This is a genomic window from Limnobaculum allomyrinae (genome assembly GCF_016649425.1).
GTDB lineage: Bacteria > Pseudomonadota > Gammaproteobacteria > Enterobacterales > Enterobacteriaceae > Limnobaculum > Limnobaculum allomyrinae.
This window is the reverse complement of record NZ_JADRCR010000007.1, coordinates 1-18,257: the sequence shown is the minus strand read 5'-3', so window position 1 is coordinate 18,257 and position 18,257 is coordinate 1. Positions and strand designations below refer to the sequence as shown.

General features: G+C 44.2%; 24 protein-coding genes, 3 tRNA genes and 3 pseudogenes. 9 read left to right on the top strand and 21 right to left on the bottom strand.

Going from position 1 to position 18,257, the window contains the following annotated elements:
- Positions 1-43: 43 nt before the first annotated feature.
- The 4 genes from pgsA (at position 44) to I2494_RS13400 (ending at position 1,026) form a co-directional block, all read left to right on the top strand.
- Positions 44-598, top strand: coding sequence for a CDP-diacylglycerol--glycerol-3-phosphate 3-phosphatidyltransferase (gene pgsA, locus I2494_RS13415; RefSeq protein WP_218467276.1), 555 nt, complete (start codon positions 44-46; stop codon positions 596-598).
- Positions 599-754: 156 nt separating this feature from the next.
- Positions 755-830, top strand: a tRNA-Gly gene (locus I2494_RS13410).
- Between the two features lie 24 nt (positions 831-854).
- A tRNA-Cys gene (locus I2494_RS13405) sits at positions 855-928 on the top strand.
- An 11-nt stretch (positions 929-939) separates the two neighbouring features.
- Positions 940-1,026 (top strand) — tRNA-Leu (locus I2494_RS13400).
- 113 nt (positions 1,027-1,139) lie between these two features.
- On the opposite strand, the gene I2494_RS13395 is transcribed toward I2494_RS13400, so the two are convergent.
- Positions 1,140-1,364, bottom strand: a complete 225-nt coding sequence (locus I2494_RS13395; protein WP_218467275.1) for a hypothetical protein — start codon at positions 1,362-1,364, stop codon at positions 1,140-1,142.
- A 159-nt stretch (positions 1,365-1,523) separates the two neighbouring features.
- Between I2494_RS13395 and I2494_RS13390 the strand changes: the two genes are divergently transcribed.
- Positions 1,524-1,754, top strand: a complete 231-nt coding sequence (locus I2494_RS13390; protein ID WP_218467274.1) for a hypothetical protein — start codon at positions 1,524-1,526, stop codon at positions 1,752-1,754.
- 55 nt (positions 1,755-1,809) lie between these two features.
- Here I2494_RS13390 and I2494_RS13385 read toward each other — a convergent pair whose 3' ends face one another.
- Entirely contained in the window at positions 1,810-2,472 is a 663-nt protein-coding gene (locus I2494_RS13385; RefSeq protein ID WP_218467273.1) for a DedA family protein, read from the bottom strand.
- A gap of 405 nt (positions 2,473-2,877) precedes the next feature.
- Here I2494_RS13385 and pepT point away from each other — a divergent pair, with 405 nt between their 5' ends.
- A complete protein-coding gene (gene pepT, locus I2494_RS13380) occupies positions 2,878-4,119 on the top strand; it encodes a peptidase T (RefSeq protein ID WP_218467272.1) in 1,242 nt (413 codons plus the stop codon).
- A 61-nt stretch (positions 4,120-4,180) separates the two neighbouring features.
- Here the strand turns inward: pepT and I2494_RS13375 are convergent, their stop codons facing one another.
- Positions 4,181-4,723, bottom strand: coding sequence for a MarR family winged helix-turn-helix transcriptional regulator (locus I2494_RS13375; protein WP_218467271.1), 543 nt, complete (start codon positions 4,721-4,723; stop codon positions 4,181-4,183).
- Positions 4,724-4,839: 116 nt separating this feature from the next.
- Between I2494_RS13375 and I2494_RS13370 the strand changes: the two genes are divergently transcribed.
- Complete coding sequence (locus I2494_RS13370) at positions 4,840-5,082, top strand: thioredoxin family protein (protein WP_218467270.1); 243 nt, start codon at positions 4,840-4,842, stop codon at positions 5,080-5,082.
- Positions 5,083-5,141: 59 nt separating this feature from the next.
- On the opposite strand, the gene purB is transcribed toward I2494_RS13370, so the two are convergent.
- The 5 genes from purB to rluE all read right to left on the bottom strand — a co-directional run bounded on the left by purB (position 5,142) and on the right by rluE (position 9,450).
- A complete protein-coding gene (gene purB, locus I2494_RS13365; RefSeq protein WP_218467269.1) occupies positions 5,142-6,512 on the bottom strand; it encodes an adenylosuccinate lyase in 1,371 nt (456 codons plus the stop codon).
- A gap of 26 nt (positions 6,513-6,538) precedes the next feature.
- Complete coding sequence (gene hflD, locus I2494_RS13360; RefSeq protein WP_218467268.1) at positions 6,539-7,162, bottom strand: high frequency lysogenization protein HflD; 624 nt, start codon at positions 7,160-7,162, stop codon at positions 6,539-6,541.
- 2 nt (positions 7,163-7,164) lie between these two features.
- Positions 7,165-8,268, bottom strand: a complete 1,104-nt coding sequence (gene mnmA, locus I2494_RS13355; RefSeq protein WP_218467267.1) for a tRNA 2-thiouridine(34) synthase MnmA — start codon at positions 8,266-8,268, stop codon at positions 7,165-7,167.
- A gap of 119 nt (positions 8,269-8,387) precedes the next feature.
- Positions 8,388-8,837, bottom strand: coding sequence for an NUDIX hydrolase (locus tag I2494_RS13350; protein ID WP_218467266.1), 450 nt, complete (start codon positions 8,835-8,837; stop codon positions 8,388-8,390).
- Positions 8,830-9,450, bottom strand: coding sequence for a 23S rRNA pseudouridine(2457) synthase RluE (gene rluE / locus I2494_RS13345; RefSeq protein ID WP_218467265.1), 621 nt, complete (start codon positions 9,448-9,450; stop codon positions 8,830-8,832). Before rluE ends, I2494_RS13350 begins: the two co-directional genes overlap by 8 nt.
- Positions 9,451-9,582: 132 nt before the next feature.
- Here rluE and icd point away from each other — a divergent pair, with 132 nt between their 5' ends.
- Positions 9,583-10,836 (top strand): NADP-dependent isocitrate dehydrogenase, encoded by a 1,254-nt coding sequence (gene icd, locus I2494_RS13340; RefSeq protein WP_218467264.1) that lies wholly within the window; start codon positions 9,583-9,585, stop codon positions 10,834-10,836.
- Between the two features lie 280 nt (positions 10,837-11,116).
- Here icd and I2494_RS13335 read toward each other — a convergent pair.
- The 13 genes and pseudogenes from I2494_RS13335 to I2494_RS13275 all read right to left on the bottom strand — a co-directional run.
- A pseudogene (locus tag I2494_RS13335) lies at positions 11,117-11,302 on the bottom strand (antA/AntB antirepressor family protein); the annotation flags it as partial.
- 248 nt (positions 11,303-11,550) lie between these two features.
- Entirely contained in the window at positions 11,551-12,678 is a 1,128-nt protein-coding gene (locus tag I2494_RS13330; protein ID WP_218467262.1) for a site-specific integrase, read from the bottom strand.
- Complete coding sequence (locus I2494_RS13325; protein WP_140921035.1) at positions 12,659-12,904, bottom strand: excisionase; 246 nt, start codon at positions 12,902-12,904, stop codon at positions 12,659-12,661. The genes I2494_RS13330 and I2494_RS13325 overlap by 20 nt, the downstream gene beginning before the upstream one ends.
- A 54-nt stretch (positions 12,905-12,958) precedes the next feature.
- The gene (locus I2494_RS13320; protein ID WP_228350955.1) at positions 12,959-13,162 is read right to left on the bottom strand and encodes a hypothetical protein; all 204 of its coding nucleotides are present in this window, start codon (positions 13,160-13,162) and stop codon (positions 12,959-12,961) included.
- Positions 13,155-13,436: a hypothetical protein gene (locus tag I2494_RS13315; protein ID WP_218467260.1), complete on the bottom strand. Its 282-nt coding sequence runs from the start codon at positions 13,434-13,436 to the stop codon at positions 13,155-13,157. Before I2494_RS13315 ends, I2494_RS13320 begins: the two co-directional genes overlap by 8 nt.
- On the bottom strand, positions 13,420-13,902 hold the full coding sequence (locus I2494_RS13310) for a hypothetical protein (protein ID WP_218467259.1): 483 nt from the start codon (positions 13,900-13,902) through the stop codon (positions 13,420-13,422). Before I2494_RS13310 ends, I2494_RS13315 begins: the two co-directional genes overlap by 17 nt.
- A 200-nt stretch (positions 13,903-14,102) precedes the next feature.
- Positions 14,103-14,216: pseudogene (locus I2494_RS20710) on the bottom strand (hypothetical protein); the annotation flags it as partial.
- A 254-nt stretch (positions 14,217-14,470) separates the two neighbouring features.
- Positions 14,471-14,638, bottom strand: coding sequence for a hypothetical protein (locus I2494_RS13300; protein WP_218467258.1), 168 nt, complete (start codon positions 14,636-14,638; stop codon positions 14,471-14,473).
- On the bottom strand, positions 14,635-14,913 hold the full coding sequence (locus tag I2494_RS13295) for a hypothetical protein (protein WP_218467257.1): 279 nt from the start codon (positions 14,911-14,913) through the stop codon (positions 14,635-14,637). The genes I2494_RS13300 and I2494_RS13295 overlap by 4 nt, the downstream gene beginning before the upstream one ends.
- A gap of 93 nt (positions 14,914-15,006) precedes the next feature.
- Positions 15,007-15,561 carry an HD family hydrolase gene (locus I2494_RS13290; protein ID WP_218467256.1) on the bottom strand — a complete coding sequence of 185 codons (555 nt, stop codon included), beginning with the start codon at positions 15,559-15,561 and terminating at the stop codon, positions 15,007-15,009.
- A gap of 56 nt (positions 15,562-15,617) precedes the next feature.
- Positions 15,618-16,364 carry a leucine-rich repeat domain-containing protein gene (locus tag I2494_RS13285; protein WP_228350954.1) on the bottom strand — a complete coding sequence of 249 codons (747 nt, stop codon included), beginning with the start codon at positions 16,362-16,364 and terminating at the stop codon, positions 15,618-15,620.
- A gap of 91 nt (positions 16,365-16,455) precedes the next feature.
- Positions 16,456-17,286 (bottom strand): YfdQ family protein, encoded by an 831-nt coding sequence (locus tag I2494_RS13280; protein ID WP_218468817.1) that lies wholly within the window; start codon positions 17,284-17,286, stop codon positions 16,456-16,458.
- A 36-nt stretch (positions 17,287-17,322) separates the two neighbouring features.
- Complete coding sequence (locus I2494_RS13275; protein ID WP_218468818.1) at positions 17,323-17,694, bottom strand: hypothetical protein; 372 nt, start codon at positions 17,692-17,694, stop codon at positions 17,323-17,325.
- Positions 17,695-17,955: 261 nt separating this feature from the next.
- Between I2494_RS13275 and I2494_RS13270 the strand changes: the two are divergent.
- Positions 17,956-18,257 (top strand): annotated as a pseudogene (locus I2494_RS13270) (hypothetical protein); the annotation flags it as partial.

The window sequence follows — 18,257 nt, the reverse complement described above, 5'->3', positions numbered from 1 at the left end:
GCCTTCTCTTTTATACTGAACAGCAATAGAGCACCATAGCACTATGCAATTTAATATACCGACTCTGCTTACGCTTTTTCGCATCATTTTGATTCCATTCTTTGTTGTGGCGTTCTACCTGCCAGCGCAATATCAATGGGCTCCAATGGTTTGTGCCATCATTTTCGTGGTTGCTGCGGTGACTGACTGGTTTGATGGTTTTCTGGCTCGCCGTTGGAAGCAAACTACACGCTTTGGTGCTTTTCTCGATCCGGTCGCTGATAAGGTGATGGTTGCGACGGCATTGGTGTTAGTTTCTGAGTATTATCATGTTTGGTGGATATCATTGCCGGCAGCGACCATGATTGCGCGTGAAATTATTATTTCCGCTTTAAGAGAGTGGATGGCTGAAATTGGTAAACGTAGCAGCGTTGCGGTTTCATGGGTAGGTAAAGTAAAAACTTCAGCACAAATGTTGGCTTTAGTCATATTGTTGTGGCGGCCTAACCCTTTAGTTGAAATTTTTGGCTTTATTTTGCTATATATCGCCACGATCTTAACGTTCTGGTCCATGTTCCAATATTTGAAAGCTTCTAAGGCAGACTTGCTGGAACCATAGCCGATACGCCGGAAAAAGCAGCAAACGAACCAAATGTTGTAATAATTCTATTGACTCACCTCGTCAGGTAAGTAGAATGCACAGCATCCAATTACGGCAGCGGTCTTAATTAGGATAAGCAACTAAATCAGTAAGTTCTGATATAATGTTTTAGGTGCGGGAATAGCTCAGTTGGTAGAGCACGACCTTGCCAAGGTCGGGGTCGCGAGTTCGAGTCTCGTTTCCCGCTCCAAATTAATATTCATATGAATATTACGGCGCGTTGGCAGAGTGGCCATGCTGCGGATTGCAAATCCGCCTACCTCGGTTCGACTCCGGGACGCGCCTCCAATATCAAGTACGCCCGGGTGGTGGAATCGGTAGACACAAGGGATTTAAAATCCCTCGGCGGTAACGCCGTGCGAGTTCAAGTCTCGCCCCGGGCACCATTTGATATTGATAAAATCAGAATACAGAATTAGTTAAAACCACCTGTAAGGTGGTTTTTTTATGTTTATCATTTAGTTCTATCTGAGTCTTTTAGTATTGAATTGTGCTGATTTTAGCGAGCCAAGGTAAACTTTCCATTCGTAGCAATAAAAGCAGTAATGGCATCCTGAATAACTCGTTGCTGTGAGGCATCATCAGTTTCTGTCATCAAATCCTCCAGTGTATTGATAATATTCTCACGAGAGAGATCTTCCCCAAGGGTATTGAGACGACATACGGCTTTGCCGATAAGTCGTTGGCGCTCATCTTGCATAAATTTAAGTGTTTCAATACTCATAGAAATGAAGAATTCCTGAAAGTAGCATGATTAATTTGTCGCAACTATAGCATTGAAAAAGCAGTAAGATGTTACCATTTGAGCGGTAACTATCTGAGCTTATACCGATTAATATAAAGCCGGTTATAAAATGATTATTAATGTTATTGAGGAAACCCAATGGAACTTACCGATTTTATCCTCCAGGCTCAACAGTGCCGCCAAAACGCTTTAGTAGCGTTAGAAATCGAACCAATAAAGAGTACTGTGAAAATACAATGGTGCTGGAATGATGAGCAGGGCGAACAGTTATTTGAACGAGCTATTTTGTTTAAGGAACTGAACTATGATGAAGCCATTAGCGTTTTTCTTGCTCGTTGTAAGGTAGCAATGAATATGCCCTGTAACTAATGGCTGCCTCAGGTATTACATAATCAACGCGGATACCTGACAATAGAAATATTGATTATCTCTTTTTCTCGGATTTTTTCTTTAATACCACAATGAGAGAACCAATCAGCCCGATAACCAGTAAAGCGACCGGTAAAATCATTAATCCGTTCATAACGGCAGCTTCATGGTGCTTATACAGTGGTGTCAGGCTGATAAGATATCCCAGAGTAGTAACAACACTTACCCACAACACCGCACTCAACCAGTTAAAAATTTGAAAGCGCTTTGCATCAAGAGCAGAGAGGCCTGCAATTGTTGGTAATAATGTACGCACAAATGCCAGAAAGCGGCCAATAAGCAGTGCAAAAAAGCCATGGCGATGGAATAACTGGTGTGCTCGTTGGTGATAGTGCGCAGGTATTTTTGACATCCATCCCTGTACCGTCTTGGTTTTTCCCAGCCATCGCCCCTGGAGGTAGCTAAACCAGCAACCGAGTGCAGCCGCAGTAGAAAGCACCGCTATCGTAAGAAGAAAATGTAAAGAGCCTTGGGCAACTAATGCGCCAGCCAATAATAACAGGCTGTCTCCTGGTAAAAATGCGGCAGGTAATAAACCATTTTCCAGAAAAATTATCAGAAATAAGATGCCATAAATGGCCCAAAGAAATTCCGGATTAGCTAATGTTTTGAAGTCCTGATGCAGGAGTGCCTGGAATAAATCTGTTATCGAACCCATTTTCTTTCCTATGCGTGACATTAGCGGAGGCTGTTTCAGACAGAGTTAATGCAGTAAAGATGGAATGAATGCCAAAGTCTGGCTGATGAAGCTAAGTTTAACATCATCAGCGTAAACTATACAGTTAACAGCGGAAATCGACATTGAAATGTATAGTAATATCGTGTTTTTTAGTTACTGTCTGGATATAACACACGCTTATGCAAACGCCTGAATATATATTAGTTATCAGAAATAAAATTATTTTATATATAACGTAATTCTTATAATGTTATGGAATTTACTTCGGTGATTAATATCAGTTCATTGATAAATAATGATTTTTAATGGATTGAAATGAATTCAACAAATATCAACCCTGTGATACCGTAAGTAAAACAACTTAAAAAATAAAAGGTGAATAGAGTGGATATTGTTGAGCGTTTTATTTCCTATACCAAAATTAATACAACAACGAATAGAGAAAACGGGGCTGCTGGTATTATGCCGTCGTCTGAAGGACAACGGGTGCTGGCTAATCAGGTTGCAGAAGAACTAAGAGCGCTTGGTTTACAGGATGTTCAGGTTAGTGAGCGCGCGATACTAACGGCTACGCTTCCTGCCAACGTTGATTATCCTCTTCCTGTAGTTGCCTTTTTTGGTCATCTGGATACCAGCGCAGAGCAAACTGCAGATACACATGCACAAATATTACCTTATTCTGGCGGAGATCTTTGCCTGAATAAGCAACAGAATATCTATTTACGCCAGAATGAATTTCCTGAGTTGAGTGATTATATTGGCGATGAAATTATTGTCACTGATGGTACCAGCCTGTTAGGTGCTGATGATAAAGCGGCTATCGCCTCTATTGTGAATATGATCCAGTATTTAGTTCAGCACCCGGAGATTAAACATGGTTCTGTAAAAGTCGGCCTGGTTCCTGACGAGGAGCAGGGGCTGAGAGGTTCTAAAGTATTTGATGTTAAAAGCTTTGGTGCGGACTTTGCCTACACGCTGGATTGTTGTGGTATTGGTGAACTGGTGTATGAGAACTGGAATGCGGGGGATGCGGTTATTGTGTTTACTGGCCAGTCAGCTCATCCCATGTCAGCAAAAGGAAAATTGAAGAACTCATTGCTAATGGCTCATAAGTTTATTTCGATGTTACCCGGAGGCGAGGCGCCAGAATACACAGAAGGTCGGGAGGGGTATTACTGGGTTAAACAGCTGCAGGGAAACAGTGCAAAAACTATACTGAATATGGATGTCAGAGATTTTACCGAGCAAGGATACCAGCAGAGAATGCAATTCCTGCAAAACCTTTCTGATAATTGTGCGGCACTTTGGGGGGAAGGTAGTGTGAAATGTACACTTTCCGATCGTTATGCCAATGTATTTAACAGCTTGCAGGGCGAGTCAGCCTATCCGATAGAGATTGCCACACAGGCCTATCGTAATTTGAATATTGAACCTAAAGTGACACCTATGCGTGGTGGATATGATGGTGCAGCGTTGTCGCAAAATGGCTTGCCTTGCCCTAATGTATTTACCGGGGCGCATAATTTTCATTCAATATATGAATATCTGCCGATTAAATCACTTCGGGCAGCCAGTGAAGTGTTGGTGGAAATTGTGAAACTGACAGAACAACGTTTTAAAGTGTAATAATAAAGATTAGCCACGACGAAATATTGCCGTGGCTATAAGAACATGCATAGTAACTTTTTTACTGAAATTCCCGGCAAATTAATCGAGTATTTTTATCTGGTATTAACTCTTGAGTTAAACCGCAATAGGGTTGTGCTTGTTTTGTTTGATGAAAGCGGCATTGATGGCATTCACCAAATATTCGTTGATTCTCTTGCCTCTGCAACTGACGTAGTAGCTGAAGAAGCTGCGCCTGCAACGGTTCTCCCTGGTGACTAAGGGAGGTACATGCCTGGTCAATAGCGTTTTGAGAGATTACTCCATAGAGGATCTCTCTGGTTTTGTCGGTTATAAACAACCGTACAATACGTTTGTCATGACTATCACCCTCACGGATTATCCACCCTTGGTTTTCTAGTTTGCGTAATGATTGCGAAATTGTACCTTTGGTAAATCCAAGGTACTCAGCAACGGCACCAGGCGTATTAGAGTAGTGATTACAACGAGAAAGATAATATAACGCACTGATCTGCACTGAAGGCAAATGGCGTAGTTGTGGATCTCGATAAAAACAGCTCTGTTGCAGATTTGCCAGCCGTTCCAAAATATCAAATAGTGTCATTATTCTCCTCCGCTACAAAGATAGTATCGATTCGAAACAATATTGACAAGTTGTTACTTTATTCTTTATTGTTATTTGGTATCGAATCGATACCAAATTAATTGGAGAGTAAAAAAATGGTTAATAAAACAAAGGAAGTAATTTTTTATCACGCAGGTTGCCCGGTTTGCATCAGCGCTGAAAACTCAGTATTAAGCCTTATCGATCCTGCGACAAAAGTACGTATCGTTCATTTAGGTCAGGAAAAAGAAAAAATTGCTGATGCAGAGAAAGCTGGAGTAAAAAGTGTTCCGGCTCTGGTATTTGGTGATGAGGTGTTACATATCAACTTTGGCGCCAGCCTGAACGATCTTAAATAATTGATCGAAAAAATAGGGCGCTATGATAGCGCCCTACATTGAAAGTATTAAGGTCTAAATTATTTCAACTCATCAACCATATTTACTGCATAGCCGATGTAGTTCGCCGGAGTCATGGTTTTCAAACGTACTTTTTCATCTTCCGGTAATTCCAGTTTATCAATAAAGACTTGCATATCTTCAGCAGTAACGCGCTTACCGCGGGTTAACTCTTTCAGCTTCTCATAAGGTTTTTCGATACCATAACGACGCATCACAGTTTGAATTGGTTCAGCCAAAACTTCCCAGTTGTGATCCAGCTCGTTTTGAAGGTTACTTTCATTAACTTCCAGCTTGCTGATGCCTTTCATTGTGGACTGATAAGCGATCATGGCATAACCAATGCCAACGCCCAGATTACGTAGTACGGTAGAGTCAGTCAGGTCACGCTGCCAACGCGATACTGGCAGTTTAGCTGCCAGATGCCCCAACACGGCATTTGCCAATCCTAAATTACCTTCGGAATTTTCGAAATCAATTGGATTCACTTTATGTGGCATGGTTGAAGAACCAATCTCACCAGCAATTGTTTTTTGCTTAAAGTGATTCAGAGCGATGTAGCCCCAGATATCACGGTCAAAATCCAGCAGTATGGTATTGAAACGGGCTATGCAATCAAACAGCTCAGCAATGTAATCATGAGGTTCAATTTGTGTGGTGTAAGGGTTCCATGTGATGCCCAGCGATGTAACAAAACTCTCGCTAAACTGGTGCCAGTTCACTTCAGGATAGGCCACCATATGCGCGTTATAGTTGCCTACTGCACCGTTAATTTTACCTAAAATCTCAATCTGACCCAGTTGCTTATATTGACGTTCCATACGATAAGCAACATTAGCAAACTCTTTGCCAATGGTGCTTGGTGTCGCTGGTTGTCCATGGGTACGGGAAAGCAACGGAATATTCCGATATTGAGCAGCCAGACTTTTAATCGCGTCAATGATTTCACGCCAGGCAGGTAACAGAACAGTTTGACGGGCGGTAGAGAGCATTAACGCGTGAGAAAGGTTATTGATATCTTCTGAGGTACAGGCGAAGTGAATGAATTCTGAAATTGCCTGTAACTCAGGAATTGCTGCCACTTTTTCTTTGAGGAAATACTCTACGGCCTTAACGTCGTGATTGGTAGTTCGCTCAATGGTTTTAATTCGCAGGGCATCTGATTCACTGAAGTTAGCGACAATTTTATCAAGGTAATCGTTTGCTTCTTTGCTAAAAGCGGGAACTTCTTTTATTTGTGCACAACCTGCCAATTTTTGTAACCAACGAACTTCCACCGTAACACGGAATTTAAGTAAGCCAAATTCGCTGAAGATTGAGCGTAATGAACTGACTTTATCTCCGTAACGTCCATCAATAGGGGATACGGCGGTCAGTGAAGATAATTCCATCAGTAAGACTCCTGAAGTCTGAAAGTTTAACGATGAGCAACAATTTCTCTGGCCTGCTGTAACAGGCGATTGCGTGAAAACATAAATTGCAGGCGGCTTCCGCCGACTTGCTGCCAAAGCACCGTGGCGCGAATACCGGCTAATAGCGCGGCACGGACTTTAGCCTGAACCAGTGGTTTTTGTAACGCTTCCGGGGAGCCTGTTACTTGGATACGCGGGCCCAGAGGGCTAACAACGTCAACATAAATACTGGCAAGGGAACTGATAATGGTTTCTGATTCAATATCAAAATGAGCCAGTTGGCGATCAAGTTGACCGATGCGATTAGATAGTTCATTTAGCGCTTGAGGATTACCCGAAAGTTTACGTTCCAGCACCATCAGGCTAAGCACATAGCGAGTAATTTCTGCACTTAGCTCCTGACGATTATTGGTTAACACGCAAGGTAAGGTATCCAGACCAACGTTTAAATCGCTTTCATGCCCGAATACAGCCAGGGTAGAAGGGGAATCCGTCACCAGAATGCTTTTTAGCGAAACAGAAAGGGCATCGTTATCACACTGGCCGTTATGAGCCAGTTGCTGAACCAGGCGAGCTGACTGAGCTATACCAGCCAGAGCTACGGTAATATCATAATAATTCTTTGCCACAATTAATCCTGTAAACGTTCTTCAATAACGCCGCCTCCAAGGCAAACTTCGCCCTGATAAAAAACGGCTGATTGTCCTGGGGTAACCGCTGCTACGGGCTCATCAAAACGAACTTCAATACGGTCTGACCCATGTGGTATCACAGTGCAAGGAATATCCTGCTGACGATAGCGAGTTTTAACCGTACAGCGGAAAGTTTCAGTGATTTCATTACGATCGACCCAGTGTAGCTGCTGGGCAATCAAACCCGTGGAAAACAGGCTGGGATGATCGTGGCCTTGTGCAACAATCAGACGATTGTTTATAAGATCTTTATCAACCACATACCACGGTTCCTCTCCACCGTCCTTTAAACCGCCAATACCTAATCCTTTGCGCTGCCCAAGTGTGTGGTACATCAAACCCTGATGAGTACCAACATTATCGCCATCAACGGTGACAATTTCACCCGGTTGCGCAGGTAAATAACGAGCCAGAAAATCTTTGAACTTACGTTCACCAATAAAGCAGATACCCGTGGAATCTTTCTTTTTCGCGGTGGCTAAATCTAACTGTTCAGCAATGTTGCGAACTTCCGGTTTTTCCAGTTCGCCAACGGGAAACAGGCTTTGAGCAACCTGCTCATGGCTAAGAGTATAAAGAAAGTAACTTTGATCTTTATTGGCGTCTACACCACGCAATAGGCGGCTTTTACCGTCAACATCCTGACGGCGTACATAATGACCCGTCGCGATATAGTCTGCACCAAGGTCTTCTGCTGCAAATTCCAGAAATGCTTTAAATTTGATCTCTTTATTGCACAGAATATCCGGATTTGGCGTACGTCCCGCTTTGTATTCAGCCAAAAAGTGTTCGAATACGTTATCCCAGTATTCCGCAGAGAAATTAATGGTATATAGCTCAATTCCTAACTTATCACAGACAGCCCGAGCATCCGCCAGATCGGTGGCAGCGGAACAATACTCGTCAGAGTCATCTTCCTCCCAGTTTTTCATAAATAAACCGGCCACCTGATAGCCTTGCTGTTGTAGCAACCAGGCTGAAACGGAGGAGTCAACACCGCCGGACATTCCGACAATGACTTTTTTCTGGCTATTATCTGACATGGGGCTCTCGCGTACTGTTATGACTGTGATACAAAATATATTGTTGGGACTGCTTCGCAGCGCAGCATTTTAGCACGTTGATAGCGCTGGCGCACCGCTTAACACAAAACGCTTTTTGGTTATTTAAAGTTTTCCAGTATCGAAAGGGGATAGCGTTCAGGTTGTAGGTAACGAATCATACTTTCTCTGACTAAAGGAGAACGCAAATTGGGGGCATGAATAATTTCCTCTGCCGTTAACCACAGACAGCGTTCAATGTCGCTATCATGAGGCATGGTCTCTGGTATTTCGGCTAAATCGATGGCAAAAGTAAAGCGGATAAATGGCGTGCCATCGCTGGCAGTCCATTGGTAAATCTGCATTAAAGATTGTGGTGCAGCATGAATACCCGTTTCTTCCCACAACTCTCTTTGGGCGCCTTCTAACAGCGTCTCATTGGCTTCAAGATGACCCGCCGGTTGATTTAACGTCGGTAAACCATGAATTCGTTCTTCTACCATTAGAAACCGATTTTCAGCCTGGACAACGCAGGCCATAGTGACATGGGGTTTATATTGGTTGTCAGACATATTTCACCTCTTTCCATTCGCCGGGGGCGAGATCATCAAGACTCCAGTTATGCAGACTGTAACGAATTAATCGCAGGGTAGGAAATCCAACATGGGCCGTCATTCTACGAACCTGACGGTTTCTGCCTTCATACAGCGTGATCTTAATCCAACTGGTTGGAATCGTTTTACGTTCGCGAATTGGTGGTTCTCGTGGCCATAACCACTCTGGCTCTGAAATAAGTTCTGCACCTGCCGGAAGCGTCGGTCCATCGTTGAGCGTGATACCATGGCGTAATTTTTCCAGTGCCGCGGTGTCAGGAATTCCTTCCACCTGAACCAAATAGACTTTCCCTGTTTTATGTTGCGGTTGTGTTAATTCTGCCTGTAATTTACCGTCGTTTGTCAAAACCAGCAGGCCTTCACTATCGCGATCCAGTCTTCCTGCGGCATAAACGCCGGTTACAGGAATATAATTTTTTAACGTTTTTCTGCCGGCTTCGTCAGTAAACTGAGGTAATACATCATAGGGTTTATTGAACAAGATTACGCGTCGTGGGGCTTTGGGCGCACGACTGACGGTTTTTTGTCTTCTGCCAGTGGCAGAATTTTTTTTAGTTGCTAGTTTTAACATGACATTTCGCGTGTTGAATCGTTAAATCATTATACTTGAAAAAGTTTTTGATTGGCGGACTGAAAGTATTCAAGTAGTATCATGTACGCATCTTACAAAAAATTAACAAACATGTCCTCAGAGGAGAGTTTGATGGAAAGCAAAGTAGTTGTTCCTGCCACAGGTAAAAAAATTACAGTTAACGCTAATGGCAAACTCACAGTTCCGCAAGATCCTATCATTCCTTATATTGAAGGCGACGGTATTGGTGTTGATGTAACGCCTGTCATGATTGATGTTGTTGATGCGGCAGTAAAGAAAGCTTACGGCGGCGAGCGAAAAATCTCCTGGATGGAAATCTATACTGGTGAGAAATCAACTCAGGTATATGGTAAAGACGTCTGGTTACCTGATGAAACGCTGGATTTAATTCGTGAATATAAAGTGGCTATCAAAGGCCCTCTGACAACACCTGTTGGTGGCGGTATTCGTTCTTTGAACGTAGCACTTCGTCAGCAGTTGGATCTCTATATTTGTTTGCGTCCAGTGCGTTATTTTGAAGGAACTCCAAGTCCGGTTAAACGCCCTGATCTGACTGATATGGTGATTTTCCGTGAAAACGCAGAAGATATTTATGCTGGTGTTGAGTGGAAAGCGGGCACCGCTGAAGCAGATAAAGTGATTAAATTCCTGCGTGATGAAATGGGTGTAACTAAAATTCGGTTCCCACAACAGTGCGGTATCGGTATTAAACCGTGCTCGGAAGAAGGAAGTAAACGCCTGATTCGTGCAGCAATTGAGTATGCAATTGATAACGATCGTGACTCGGTTACGCTGGTGCACAAAGGTAATATCATGAAATTTACCGAAGGCGCTTTCAAAGACTGGGGCTACCAGTTAGCGAAAGAAGAGTTCGGCGGTGAACTGCTTGATGGTGGCCCATGGTTGAAGGTCAAAAATCCTAAGACGGGTAAAGATATTATTATCAACGACGTTATTGCTGATGCTTTCCTGCAACAAATTCTGTTGCGTCCGGAAGAGTATGATGTCATCGCGACGATGAATCTTAATGGTGATTATATTTCTGATGCTCTGGCTGCACAGGTGGGTGGTATCGGTATTGCTCCTGGAGCAAACATTGGCGATGACTGCGCATTGTTCGAAGCAACTCACGGTACGGCACCAAAATATGCTGGTCAGGATAAGGTGAACCCAGGTTCAGTTATCCTGTCTGCTGAAATGATGCTGCGTCATATGGGCTGGACCGAAGCGGCTGACCTAATCATCAAAGGCGTGGAAGGGGCAATTAAGAATAAAACTGTCACTTATGACTTCGCCCGTATGATGGATGACGCTAAAGAGCGCTCCTGTAGCGAGTTTGGTAAAGATGTGATTGCCTGCATGTAATTGCAGAAAGTGTCACAAATATTGACGGGAGCCTGAACGCTCCCGTTTTTTATTGTTAGCTTGCTATCTATTATCAAAACATTATCAAAACGTTTTATCAAAACTCCTAAATTTCACGATGAAAAATGTGACATAAATCACTAGGTGTTTTGTATGTTTTCGCTTCGGATTCTTGTTAAAACGGTCCGCCAGTTTGCGCCTAAAATTTGGCTGGGATGAGGCTCTATATTCTTCGTTTCCTTTTTAAGAATTTCTTTTGCATCATTTAACGTACGTTTACCCGATTATGGGAAATCAAAACGTAATCCTGATTCTCAATAAATCCATACTCTGCAATGCGTTCAGTAATCCATGATGCAAAGCGCTTACCTATTTTTAAGAATGTATGTAATTCTCTGGCGTTACAAAGCAGCGTGGTTTCGTTGGAGATATTGCCATTAAAAACGGGGATGAGTTGAGCTGTCATAGTATGATTCCTTGTATTTTTAGTTACAGTCACCAATTAGTAGTTGGTGACCGGGTGTCAACTAGAGCATACAAGTAGCTCCGGGCATATTCCCCTTGCGGGTATTGTATTAACGCCTCTCCACCCGATCTTTGTCTGTGGATATGCCATATCGCAGGCATAAAAAAGCCGCAAAACTATCGGGTGCGGAGTGTCCGCTTGTATTTTCTAGTGCGGTCACTATAGCCCCGAATATCTGAATTAGTCAACTACACTGCAATAGTAATCCAATCCTTACCTCGGTCATCGTGGTAACTGTCTGTTTGTTTCTGCGACTTATGACCTAACAATAGCTGGGTATTAATTCCCTGTTCTTTATAAAGACGTTCCGATAGTGACCGTTGCTCATGAAATGTTGCTGGTGTTCCATCACCCCAATCAATTTCCGTTAGATCCCGAGCCTTACTGAAGTTGGTTGTGAGTGTATTAGGGCTGACCTGTCCGCCACGTTTCGCCATGGATGTTGGTTTGGTGTAGTGAACAAGATAATGGCTTACTACTCGATCGCGGCATTTTGTGATCACATCCTTTAACGTCCAGTTAATGGCGTGACATTTTATCGAAAGGGGGATCGCCAATTTTGCCCCAGTCTTTTCCTGCACAATATGTAAATGGTCATCCCAAATATCACTAAATTTCATTTTAGAGATATCACCCAGGCGCTGACCGGTCACAATAGCAAGAAGCATTGCATTACCCATATACGTATGGTTCTTATCTGCAATATTAAAAATCTGTTGCCATTCATCCAGATTCAGACGCTGCCGGGTTATTTTCCTTCGCGGTTGTTTGGTGGCCAGAGCTGGATTATAGCCCGGGGGAACTTCGCCAGCTTGCTGTGCTTCCGCAAATACATCAATTAAAACAGAACGGATAACTTGAGCCATTCTATGTTGTCCGGCCTCTTTGGATGCGTCCAGTATTGATACAATGTCTCTTGCATCAACTGCCGGCAGGGGTTTCATTGCAAAGTTGTGGCGCAGTAAATCAACAGGTTTCTTTTTCTGCTTAAATGTATTCGGCTTAATATCGCCTTCCTTCAGTCTCTCTTCCTGAATTTTCCAGTAACGATCAAGCCAGGTACTAACCGTAATTTCCTTTCCTTTTATCATTGCAATTCGATCATTGAGCGCTAATATCTGCCGGGAGCGTTGTTCTGCCAGCCGAGTATTAGCCTCAATAGCGATTTCTCTTGCTTCCTGTTCATCGGTACCAAGAGCGTGATATTTACCCGTGATAGGGTGGCGATAACGCCAATAAACCTTATTTGCCGACCGACTATAAAGAGGGTATAGATTAGGTATATCAACGTTATTTTTACGGGGTCTGGCTGCCATCGTTTAAGATCCTCTGTAACTTAGGGTTATCATTTCTCTTGATTTCAGGCGTGGCCAATTGACCTACTAACTCCGCATCTTCCCGCACTCTCCATAGCCTTCCTTCTTTCCTCGCTGGTGGTTGGAAATGCCCAGCTCTGGCATATTTCATTAGGGTGCTTTTGGAAGGGGGATTGCTTCGGTATTTATCCAACGCCCATTCTTCAAGTGTTAACATTTGGATCATGGCTATTTCTCCACACAGTAGTGGCCCACCTGCACGTGGGCCGTTATTACTTATTTACCACTTACTTAACATTCCGCCAGGCTTCGATTGCTTTATCAGTTCCTCTTTTACGGCGGTTTCTATTTCCATTGCATCAGGCTCGGATAAAGCATCTTTGAAAGCAACGGCACAGACACGTCCGGTAAATGTTTGAACACCTGCTGAAACCTCGATTACTTCATCGTCAGGTACTTCAAGAACTACGGTTATTTTAGCCATTCTGGTTATCCTCCAGCGCTGGTGCTGCTGCTATCATCGCTTGCCAGCAAAGTTTTGCCCTATGTGCTGCCTGTTGGCATCCGCTCATACCGTTGTACTTCTCCCATTCCCCCCTATCACCGAAAAGGGGATGAGGTACAGACTCGAAACCATCAACAATCATGTCTTCTGTCGGCTCAATTGGCACTAATCTCCATTCATCAGGGTTATACACTGACCGTTTAACTTTTAACGCTCCAGCGCATGTCATTAACGATTCAAACGCTTGCTTCATACGTTCCGTTTCTTCGGGGGGTAGCATTTTTCTTATCACGTTCATATTCAGCCCTACGACTGAGGGCCATGATTAACGTGCTGGTTGGAATGCCTTTACCCAATCTTAGACCTGGCTCAAGAAGAATATTGCAGGGTAGGGTTTCTGGTTGCTGGGTTGGTGATGTGGATAGCATTGCAGCGCGGCATGCGTTCCATGTGCGCATTACCGCCGTATTCTGGCCAATGCCGCTCATGCCGTTGATTAGTGTAAACGAGACCGCATCATGAAATGTCATCTCATCCGGCACTACCGGTACAGACTGAGCTGCAAGCTGTATGTGCTGCTCTGCATTCCGCTTCTGTGCTGCTTCCAGAGCAGCACATACAGCTATTATTTCCACGTTCGGCACAATCAATGATTGGCTCATGTTTATTTCAGCGCCAGCCTTTAACCGCAGTACAATTGCGTTGATATCATTACTCATACAGCCACCTTACGCAGCCAAATGCAGACAGGGCCATCTTCTGTTTCGTGGATAGAGCCTATAAACCAATCGCCATCACCTGGTTGCGACGGAATCCATTTAGAACATGAGCCGTGTTCTGCATATTCTGAGCCTTCTTCGGAACTTTCATCGGTGTCCATACGCTCATAAACCCAAGTTAAGCCCAGAGATTTAAGTCATTTATTGAATTCTTCTGTGGGTACATATTCACGCCCATCGCAAAACTTTTCATAGACCGGATGTGTCCAATAGCCGTGCTCGCCACGCTCTACCGGTAGTGCTGTAATTTCAATTTGAGGAGCTTCCTTCAGGCGAACGGTCACTGGCCCCTCGCGGAAATCACCGCTTACCACACCATCTAAGCCTGCTATTTCTTCGCTGCTGAGGTTGTGCCACTTCGAAATAATCCAATCACCTTTAAGCACGCCAACATTGTTATAACGGTCTAAGCGGCCATAGCTGTAACCATGCGCCTTTAACCATGCTTCACATGCGTTCCACGCCTTGAATGTTCCTTGTTCAGTAAAAACCTTTTTGAATTTTTCGTTCATTTGCTCTCTCCCAGTGCTTTAGTGATAAACTCAGATTTGGCACTATCCAGCTTCTGACAAACCGACTGAAAATCTTTATTTTTCCAATCAAAACAGTCAGCCATTTCAAGAAGCTCCCCCAGTTCTTCAGGCGTTAATTCAATCGTTACGGTTTTATTTGTCATTGGCCACCTCCAATCTTTCCCTTGTCGCTATAGTCGGCAATCACTTCGTCTTCAGCATCGAAATACTTAATTTCACAGGTTGGGTGGCAGTTATATTTATGCTTTCCATGCTTCAGTTGGTTGGTGAAAACTACATCCAGATTTGCAGAGTCATTAACTCCGACGATGGTACCCAAATCACCGTAGACTTCGACCATCATGCCGATTTTGACAAAGCTGAAATACTCGCCACGGCAGCGGACTAGCGTTTCAATTGCTTTATGTAATTTAGCCATGAATAAGCACTCCCAATGCAGATATACACAGTACCCAGACTAAAATGATGCCAGCTATAAACAGCTTTGCGCCGAAAGAGAACTTAATCTGGCTCATAGTTTCTGGCCCTCTACTGAGGCTTGGTAGCCTGCATTTTTCAGTTCATAGAACCGGTCAATAAATGCGTTATATGCATCATATGCAGGCCAGCTAAGAATTAGTTCTTTGTCTGGGGTAATCCCCTCCAAGATTGGCCACGCGGTACCATCATCAAGCCCAAAATCACGGCGCTCAGTTGCCAGTGCAACAAGGTCAGCATGCTTAACTTCTTTACTGTGCTCTGCCGGCAACTTGAATAAGCCACGAATTAACTGGTCGATACGGTGCTCTATTGCCTGATAATCAGGTAACAGGCGTTTCAATGGGGCAGGGATATCTTTGCAGTATGCTTCAACAGCATCATGCATCAGTGCTTCCATGGCGAATTCTTGTGGTACTAAGTGACTGACGAATACAGAGTGCTGGGCAACTGAATAAAATGCTGGAACGTGACCTGCAAACCGGCATTCATGGGACAGAGCACGGGCAATATCGCGAATGCAAATAGAACCCGGGTCGGGATTTTGATAGTTAAAATGCTTACCTGAAATTGTCGTTAACCAAGACATGTTAATTACTCCACACAGGGTTGATTAAGCCCACCTGCATAGTGGGCCGATATTAATTAGACTGACGGGTTCAGTTTTACCGTTAATTCAGCCACGCAATCACGACCAGCTTGTTTGTAAGCCTTTGCCGCGCTACCGGTATATTTGCGGTCAACAGCATTTTCAAACTCATTCAACGTACCGAAGAAGCAGCCAGCGGCAATTCTGAATTCTTTGCCTGTCCAGGCGGCGAAAATAGTACGGCTGCAATATCTGCAATTTTCGCGGTATGAAATATTATTGATACGCTTAACATCGAGATATAAGCTATCGCAAGAAAAGTTATCCGGCAGCGCGGTAATCTGGGTACCGGACAGGTCCAGCGAACCACCTACAGTCAGGTTATCCGGCAGCGCGGTAATCTGGGTGCCGGACAGGCACAGCCAGCCACCTACAGTCAGGTTATCCGGCAGCGCGGTAATCTGGGTACCGGACAGGCGCAGCCAGCCACCTACAGTCAGGTTATCCGGCAGCGCGGTAATCTGGGTACCGGACAGGTCCAGCGAACCACCTACAGTCAGGTTATCCGGCAGCGCGGTAATCTGGGTACCGGACAGGTCCAGCCAGCCACCTACAGTCAGGTTATCCGGCAGCGCGGTAATCTGGGTACCGGACAGGCGCAGCCAGCCACCTACAGTCAGGTTATCCGGCAGCGCGGAGATATCATCACCTTCTAAGTCAAGGCAACCTTTAATCTCAACGCCGTTATCACTGAGGGTGTAAGGAATATTTCTGCGATCCAGCAGGGTAAAAAACTTTTTCATTAAAATTACTCCACGTCGATTATTAGGTAGCGCCTGCACAGCGCCGTAACACTTCGTAAAGCCACCGGCGAACCGGTAGCTTTGGGCAGCATTACGCTTTAAACGAACCGATAAAGGTATTAACCGGTTTATCAGTGAACTTCTCGATCAGCAGGTCGCGGAACTCGGTTGCGATCGCTTCTTCGGCTGTTTCCAGTTGAATAATACGCAGAACTAACTGAGGGGTATCACTGGCCAGAATACTAAGACGCAGACTGAAGCGCCGATCGGTTAAGCCCTCATAAGGAACACACTTAAACTCAAACGCAACCGGCATAGTCTCTTTGCTCTTGGCTTCTACACTTTCCATTACCGATCGTTTAGCGCTGAAGTCCTGATCTTCGTGATCAGATGTAGACATAGCTTCAATACTGATACGGCGAATAGCTGATACGGCTTGCTTGATGATCATTTCGTTACCTTCAGCATCAAAGGCAAGAAGATAATCACGCCAATCTTCCAGCCACTCAGCTAAGTCTTTCTGGCGGTTTTTGCGGCCGTTAATATCCAGCAGGGCACGGAAAGGGGCGGTTTTCTTTAATGCAATTGATGCGGTGTTATCTGCATGGCCGGGTTCAATGATGCTGCCAATATTAAAAATACTGACAGCTTCCATAGCATCTGCATTAATGAAGCAACCGGCAGGATTAGATTCAAACATGGCGTTTTGGATGGAATAGCGAACAAAATCATCAATACTGGTTGTGTTCATGCAACCACGAAAACGGTCACGCATTTCGTTCAGGTGCTCTAATCGCTGAATTCTATAACCTTCAGGTAGTACCACCGCACTGAAGGTGGTTTCTGATAAGTCGTGCGTTAAGTGTTCAGCCAGTGCCAGATCGCGGACTTCTTTAATTGCTGATGCGTCTAATTGAGTCATGAATTCTTTCCTTAAAATTAATAATGAGTTGATGGGTTATTTGGCTGCTGACAGCTTGCCGTCAGGGGAACCAGTAATTGAAAATAGTTGCCCCTGATCTTCCTGAAGGATTGTCAACTTACCGCCCTTATTGACGTACATTGGCGTTTCGGTGGTATCTTCCTCAGAAGATTTACCGCGTGGTGTTGGGGTGGTGAAAGACAGCTTGTGTTTAATCTCAACACGCTTTTCTTCAATAGAATTGTTCAGGCGCTCAAGATCGAACGTAACCTGCACTTTGCCCTTACCGCCATTATTGAGAACACCCAGCGCCACGTTATTCAGCGCGGCTGCCAGTTTGTTCTGGAATACACCTGCATCCAGTTCCCCGAAGAAATCGGGAATAACAGTCATACGGTCATTACTCATACGTTAACTACTCCGTAAAGATTTAAAGGTACTGCGTCAGGGTTTCCATACTGCACATAGAAACCTATCAACAGCGGTTTACTACTCCACACGACCAGTTAAGGTCTGCATTCAGAAGCGCCCCGTCAGCTTGTTACCTTTACTCATCACAGTTTAAGTTTGAGCTGCAGGGCGCTTTTGAATATTTGTAAGTGCCGGATGTTTAACCACTTCCGGCGAAGTGGTATCCTTATGTCACCACAACAGATAAGGATATTTTTTATGTCAGATTATGAGCGCAAGCACAGAAGTCCTTTACCTCCACCACAACCTAATCCGTCTAAAATCCATAGTCAGGATTCTGATCCTGTAGAACCGTTTCATCGGACTCCTAAGCCTGTACCAAAACCGAAGATTTTTATGACTGAGGAGCATCGTGGATATGGAGAGGATCATAAATGCCCTAAACCAGCACCATCTCCAAAACCGAAAATTGAGATTTGTTTATCTCAAGGTCCTATAGTTCCAAACCATCAAACGCCTAAGCATCCTCCAGCACCAAAGCCAAAAATATTTATGGAGGG